This window comes from Neorhizobium sp. R1-B (assembly GCF_004368875.1).
GTDB classification, from domain to species: Bacteria; Pseudomonadota; Alphaproteobacteria; order Rhizobiales; family Rhizobiaceae; genus Neorhizobium; species Neorhizobium huautlense.
The window spans coordinates 26,924-33,398 of record NZ_SOEM01000034.1; the positions used below are offsets into that span (position 1 = coordinate 26,924).

The 6,475-nt window shown below is 59.3% G+C and carries 8 protein-coding genes; 4 read left to right on the forward strand and 4 right to left on the reverse strand.

Translation table 11 applies throughout. The features are described from left to right. The first annotated feature begins 144 nt into the window (after nt 1–144). Genes folP through folK form a run of 3 tightly spaced genes read left to right on the forward strand, consistent with a single transcriptional unit; the run spans nt 145 to nt 1,821 of the window. A complete protein-coding gene (folP, locus tag EDE05_RS25325; protein WP_112798387.1) occupies nt 145–942 on the forward strand; it encodes a dihydropteroate synthase in 798 nt (265 codons plus the stop codon). A gap of 2 nt (nt 943–944) precedes the next feature. Then, nucleotides 945–1,310 carry a dihydroneopterin aldolase gene (gene folB, locus EDE05_RS25330; RefSeq protein WP_132412987.1) on the forward strand — a complete coding sequence of 122 codons (366 nt, stop codon included), beginning with the start codon at nt 945–947 and terminating at the stop codon, nt 1,308–1,310. After that, nucleotides 1,279–1,821 carry a 2-amino-4-hydroxy-6-hydroxymethyldihydropteridine diphosphokinase gene (folK, locus tag EDE05_RS25335; protein ID WP_205839292.1) on the forward strand — a complete coding sequence of 181 codons (543 nt, stop codon included), beginning with the start codon at nt 1,279–1,281 and terminating at the stop codon, nt 1,819–1,821. Before folB ends, folK begins: the two co-directional genes overlap by 32 nt. A gap of 11 nt (nt 1,822–1,832) precedes the next feature. Here the strand turns inward: folK and EDE05_RS25340 are convergent, their stop codons facing one another. The 4 genes from EDE05_RS25340 to EDE05_RS25355 form a co-directional block, all read right to left on the reverse strand. Then, nucleotides 1,833–2,387 carry a hypothetical protein gene (locus tag EDE05_RS25340; RefSeq protein ID WP_105370023.1) on the reverse strand — a complete coding sequence of 185 codons (555 nt, stop codon included), beginning with the start codon at nt 2,385–2,387 and terminating at the stop codon, nt 1,833–1,835. A 105-nt stretch (nt 2,388–2,492) separates the two neighbouring features. After that, nucleotides 2,493–3,569, reverse strand: coding sequence for a TIGR01620 family protein (locus EDE05_RS25345; protein ID WP_112798385.1), 1,077 nt, complete (start codon nt 3,567–3,569; stop codon nt 2,493–2,495). Next, nucleotides 3,566–5,035: a YcjX family protein gene (locus EDE05_RS25350; RefSeq protein ID WP_112798530.1), complete on the reverse strand. Its 1,470-nt coding sequence runs from the start codon at nt 5,033–5,035 to the stop codon at nt 3,566–3,568. Before EDE05_RS25350 ends, EDE05_RS25345 begins: the two co-directional genes overlap by 4 nt. Before the next feature lie 85 nt (nt 5,036–5,120). Next, nucleotides 5,121–5,639, reverse strand: a complete 519-nt coding sequence (locus EDE05_RS25355) for a histidine phosphatase family protein (RefSeq protein WP_134103222.1) — start codon at nt 5,637–5,639, stop codon at nt 5,121–5,123. 269 nt (nt 5,640–5,908) lie between these two features. Here EDE05_RS25355 and dksA point away from each other — a divergent pair, with 269 nt between their 5' ends. Further along, complete coding sequence (dksA, locus tag EDE05_RS25360; RefSeq protein ID WP_105370020.1) at nt 5,909–6,328, forward strand: RNA polymerase-binding protein DksA; 420 nt, start codon at nt 5,909–5,911, stop codon at nt 6,326–6,328. Nucleotides 6,329–6,475: the final 147 nt, after the last annotated feature.

Sequence of the window (6,475 nt, forward strand, 5' to 3'; positions counted from 1 at the left end):
GGCATAGCCAGAAGGAGCGCAACATAAAGGCATCAAATTTTGCGTGATCCTTCGACAGATGGGCGGCGGGTGGTATCGCGCTGCAACAGCACGTGGCGCGTGGGGCACGGCCGAACCCTCGAACTCGGTTTTCAAGGCCATATCATGGCGATCATCAATGTCACGCCTGATTCGTTTTCCGATGGCGGGCGTCACGCAACTCTGGAAAGCGCCTTCGTTCATGCGATGGCTTGCGTAGAAGACGGCGCAGTCATCCTCGATATCGGTGGTGAATCAACGAGGCCGGGTGCGGCCGAAATTGCGCCTGCCGAAGAGCAGGATCGTGTCCTGCCGGTGGTCGAGAAGCTGCGCGCTGAGACGGACGCGCTCATTTCGATAGATACCTACCGCGCCGAGACAGCCAGGCTCGCGGTCGCAGCCGGCGCCCATATCATCAACGACGTGCACGGCCTGCAACGCGAGCCCCTTATTGCCGATGTCGCTGCGGCGACAGGCGCCGGGGTGTGCATCATGCATACTGGCCGTGGACGGGAGCAGGAGAGGCTTGCCGACAGGATCGACGACCAGGAGTTCTTTTTGACGGAGTCCGTGAGCATTGCACGAAAGGCTGGGGTGCCGGATGAGGCGATCGTGCTCGATCCGGGTTTTGGTTTCGCGAAGAACAAGGACGATGACCTGGAATTGATCGCCCGCTTTCCCGAGTTGCACCGGCTTGGTTTTCCACTGCTGGCCGGCACGTCCCGCAAACGCTTCATCGGCGCCGTGACGGGCCGCGAGCGGGCGGACGAACGCGATATCGGCACTGCCGCAACCACCGCCATGTTGAGGCTTGCAGGCGCGTCCATATTCCGTGTTCACAATGTCGCGGCCAACCTGGATGCGCTGAGGATGGCGGATGCCGTGCTGGCGGCGGCCTGGGCCGGTGAAGAGAAGAGAGGCTAGTCATGGGCATCTATACTATCACGCTGAAAAACTGCGGCTTTTATGCAAAGCACGGTGCCTTCGAGCAGGAAGCGTCTCTTGGCCAGCGGTTCTTCCTGGACGTGGTGATGGACGTGGAGGCGGACGACGCTCTCGAAAATGACAATGTCGCGAGCACGGTTCATTACGGCATAGCCTACGAAATCGTGGAGAGGGTCGTGACCCAGAACCGCCGCAACCTGATTGAGACGCTTGCTAAAGACGTGGCCAAGGCATTGTGTGCATGGTCCCCGCAGATCAGGCGTGCGGATATTACGGTGCGCAAGCCAAGTGTCCCGATTCCGGGCATCCTGGATTATGCAGAGGTCCGTGTTGAACACTTTGCCTGAAGACGCCTTGCATATTGCTGCGCTTGGGTTGGGAGGCAATATAGGCGACCCGCCGGCAGCAATGGCGGAAGCTTTGCGACAACTGGATGCGAGGGATAGCTGCCGCGTCGTATCGGTCTCCAGACTTTATTCCACGCCGCCATGGGGCAAGACGGATCAGGCGGATTTTTTCAATTGTTGCGCGCTGGTGGAAACGCGGCTCGATCCGGAGGATCTGCTCGAAATTTGTCTATCGATCGAGCGGGCAATGAAGCGCGTGCGTCTGGAGCGTTGGGGGCCGCGCATCATCGACATCGACATCCTGACTTATGGTTCTCGTGAAATGAAGACCTCGAAACTGGAAGTGCCGCATCCGCGGATGACGGAGCGCGGCTTCGTGATCATGCCGCTTGCGGACGTCGCGCCTGATCTTATCGTGAAGGGAAAGGTGGTGCGCGACTGGCTTGAAAACGTCGATACGGCGGGCATCAAGGTCGCGGAGGAGAGCCGGGACTGGTGGCGGCGCGTGTAAGCGCGCGCCGTCTACTGTTTGATCGAGCCGACCGCGATCGAATCCATGTCGCGATCCAGGGAAAGCCCGATAACGGGTACCATCTGGTCCTCGACCTTGACCGAAATGGTGATGTTCATCTTGTTTTCGTCGCGCAGGCTGGCGACCATGGCGCCATTGAGCTTGGCACGATTGATGCCCATGACCACCTTGTCGCCATTGACCGAACCGGAAATGATATCAAGTCCCTTGCCATCGGCACCATCCAGAAACCTTCCGGTGTAGCCACGGCCGTTTTGGGTGATGACGGCAGACATGGGCTGCTGGAAAACGCCGACGCGGCAGGTCCCGTCGAGCTTGATACCGATGTCTCCCTCCGGCGTGGGAGCGCCAGTCAGATTGCAGCTGAATTTCGTGCCCTTGTATTTGCCGGCGACGATTTCACCAGGCCCCTTCCATACGCCGGCGACCGATTGAAAGAAGGCCTTGTCGCGGGGAGCAGCCTCGGCTTCGGGCGCCATGGCGGAGGTTGCCGCAACGGCTAGAACGGCGAGCCCGCCGAGAAGCGAAAAGAAGCGCGGATACATAAACTTTCCTCTGGCAAGCAGCGACTGTAAGAGGCCTGTAATTTAAGCTGGAATGGTTAACGAGTGGTATCGGCGACGGAGGCTGCGCCATCCTGCGCCCGCCGATCATTCACTTTTGGAACCGCCGATCGACGCGATATCCGAAAGAAAATCGCCTATTCCAGGCCGTTTGACTGCCCTGAACGGCAACGGTCTGCAGAGATCCATCGCAGCAATTCCAATGCGGGCGGTGAGCAAGCCATTGATCACTCCTTCACCCAGCCGGCTTGAGAGTTTCGAGGCCAATCCATGGCCCAGGACCTGCTGTGCAAGGCTGTCCCCAACCGCGATCGAGCCAGTTACTGCAAGATGCGCAATTACGTCACGCATGAGCCGCAGCAGACCGAAGGTTCCGGGCCTGCCACCGTAAAGCTCGGCCATGGCCCGGATGAGCCGCGTGACTTCGAAGAGCACATAGGCGAGATCGACAATGGCGCGCGGGCTGACGGCCGTGACGATCGAGACTCTCTTGGCTGAGCCGAGAATCAGCGAGCGGGCCTTACGATCGAGCGGCGCCAGCAGTTCCCGTTCCGCGAGATCGAGAAGCTGCGGGCCGTCTATGATTTCGTCCTTGGTGGCGTCAAGCGCCGTGCGGCCCCTGGCGGTCTCCGCGCGGTGACTAAGCAGTTTGCCGAGTGCGGCCACGACCGAGCGCGCGGCCAGCGGACGGGGGGATCGGACCGCTTCCTCCGCCTCCACCTTCAATGTCTGGACGGCCGAAAGCCGCATCATTCCGAATATTTCGCGCCCCACGATCACCGCCAGCGCGAGCATTCCAAGCCCGAGCGCGGCCAGTGCCGCATAACCCAACCAATCGGCGCGCGCGAAGAGATCACGGATGACGCGATCGGCCCAGAGGCCGAAGGCTAGCGACAGGAAGGTACCAAAGGCGCCGATCGCGAGGTTGGCGAAGGAAAATCTTCTTCGGGCCCGAGGCTGGGCAACAGGGATCGCTTCCGTGGTTAACTCGGAGGGTGAGATGAATGGATCCTGCTCGTCCGGTGTGATGGCGACGTCATCGGCAAAACTGCGCGGACTGCGCCGAGCGGGTGTAACCACATCGCTTTGCGGCGTGTTCTTTTCTTCCACATCGAAGGAAGCAGGCCGACGGGTGCCGCTCTCGGATTTTTCGGGCGGTCTCATGCGAGGCGGTCTCCAAATAGAAACTGCATGGCGCGGTCCAATCGGATATGCGGAACGGAGAGTTTTATGCCGCCATTCGTCTCATGGAGTGCGGGCGGGCGGAAACGCACGACGTTGAGTTCCGGAAGCTCCGCATTTGGTTCATCGAGATGTTGAAACAGCGAATCAGGATTTTCAGGCAAATCACCGGGAAATATAGCTGTTTTTCTGTTTCCGTCGAAGCATTCGCCATTGATCGTTTCGCCTGCAATTGGCGTGCCGACGATCACCGGCAAAAGATGGTTGCCTTCCTTCACCGTGGCTTCCCTGGTGGCACGGACCGAGGCGATCGCCATGACTTCGATGCCGGCGCCGGCCATGCCGATCCGCTGGATTGCCCGATCCACGAGCCGGCCGGTCAGCCTCTCCAGCCGGTCATGGCTTTCGTGGTGCAGGTGATCGGCCTTCGTCGCCGCCACCAGAACCTTGTCGATCTTGCGCCCGACCAGAGACGAGAAAAAGCTGTTATGGCCGGGCTGGAAGCAGGTGAGCACGTCCGCGAGTGCGCGCTCCAGATCCTGCACCGCTTCGGGGCCGCGATTGATGGCCTGCAGTGCGTCGATAAGGACGATCTGCCTGTCCAGTCGGGCGAAATGTTCGCGGAAGAAGGGTTTGATCACGACGTTTTTGTAAGCATCGTAACGCCGCTCCATCATCGCCCTGAGCGAGCCTTTGGGTGCCTTGGTTGCAGGCAAGTTCGGCAGGGGCGCAAATGTCAGCGCCGGAGAACCTTCCAGATCACCCGGCATCAGGAAACGACCGGGGGGCAGGGTGGAAAGGGAACGCTCGTCAGCCTTGCAGGCCCTGAGATAGGCGGCAAAGCTTTCTGAAAGTCGGCGCGCCGTCATTTCATCGGCCGGTGCGTCCAGATCGACGCTCGCCGCCAGCGCCAGCCATTCCTCCGAGAGAGCCTTCCTGATGCCGGTGCCGGCAAGCGCTACGGTCTTGTCGCTGAATTCGCGAAAGTCTTGGGCGAGAAGCGGCAGGTCGAGCAACCATTCGCCTGGATAGTCGACGATGTCGATCGAGATTCGGCCGCGGGAGAACATGCGGTTCCAGCCGCTCGCGCTCTCATAATCCAGCGTGATGCGCAGTTCCGAAATGGCTCGCGTGGAATCTGGCCAGATTCGGTCCCGCACCAATGCCTGGATGTGGTCCTCGTATTGGAAGCGTGGTATTGCATCGTCCGGCTGCGGTTCGAGCCTGACCGCTGAAATCCGGCCGGACCGCATCGCTTCGAAAAGCGGCAGGCGGCCGCCGTTCAGCAGATTGTGGACAAGCGAGGATATGAATACCGTCTTGCCGGCGCGCGACAGGCCGGTAACACCAAGTCTGATCGTCGGATGGATGAGACCCGAGGCGCGGTCGGCGAGATTGTCGAGCGCAATGCGGGCGTCATCGGTAAGGCTGGTAAGCGAAGGCGGCAAAATGTCGTTCCGGGTCCAGAGTTTCCGATAATATAGGATGCGCAGAAAGCGACGCAAAGGCGACGCAGTATCTTACCTGGTCACGTCAGCCCCTCAGGCCGTCGAAAAAATCCACCAGGGTCCAAGCGGCAGCAGTGCCGGCGGAGAACCCGCGATAGTCCAGAACCGCGAGGCCGGCGGGCGGATAGCCGCCTGGAATGGTGGCTATCATCTGATCTGAGCCGATCAGTGCTTCCAGAAGCTCTTCCATCGTCGGGTTGTGGCCGATCAGCATTACCGATTGGCTTTCCTTCTGACCTTCGAGAATGGCCAGATAGGTCCCGAGGGAGCCATTGTAGAGTTCGTCGATGTAAATCGGCTCGATCATCTCGCTGACGGCGCGACGGATCGCCTCGGCCGTCTGGCGGCAGCGCACGGCGGTCGAACTGATGACAGTCTCAGGCAGATAACTGCGGTCCGCGGCTTTGTCTGCGACGATTTCAGCCTCTGCAAAACCCTGATTATCCAGCGGCCGCTCGAAATCATGCTGGCCCGGCTCCGCCCAGCCCGATTTGGCGTGGCGCAGGAGATAGATGCGGGAAGGAGGAGGAGTGATCGTCGTCATACCCGGCGCCGGAACTGAGATTGGAATGGATGGTTAGCCTTTCGGCAGGATGTTCGTCAACTCCAGGGAAGTTCCGGCGTTTCGCACTACAAGTCTGTCGGATGCGGCTGAAGAAGATAGGAGCAGGGAAATAAAAGCATAAAAAATAGCCGTTTAGCTGATTTTTATGACGATTTTAAAAATGCTTTAAAGACCGGCGCAAGGCTTGAACCAGCATAGTTGAATAGGATATAGAGGCGCCGCATGAGATGTTCTTCAGGAGAATCGCGTTGAGTGAGAAGATCGATCTTGGCAATTATGTGCTCTCGGAAGACGACGAGTTCATGAATGCAAATCAGAAAGCGTATTTCCGGGCAAAATTGATCGCTTGGAAGAATGACATCCTGAGAGAAGCGCGGGAAACCCTGGGCCATCTGGCTGAAGAAAGCGCCAATCATCCGGACCTCGCGGACAGGGCCTCCTCTGAAACCGACAGAGCTATCGAACTTCGTGCCCGCGACCGTCAGCGGAAGCTGATTTCCAAAATCGACGCCGCCCTTCAGCGCATCGACGATGGCACCTACGGGTATTGTGAGGAAACTGGAGAGCCAATCGGCCTCAAGCGGCTCGACGCTCGTCCGATTGCGACGCTGTCGATCGAGGCCCAGGAACGCCACGAGCGCCGCGAAAAGGTCTATCGAGACGAATAAATTTTCCGGTTCTGCAGCGAACTAGTTCAAGGCACGGTTTTTCCGTGCCTTCTTTGTTGTGCGCCCAGCATGGGCGCATTCTTGTGGGTGGAAGTCCCACCGTAAGCTGGTCATGGCGAGCGAAGTGAAGCGCAACTGCGGAAGGGC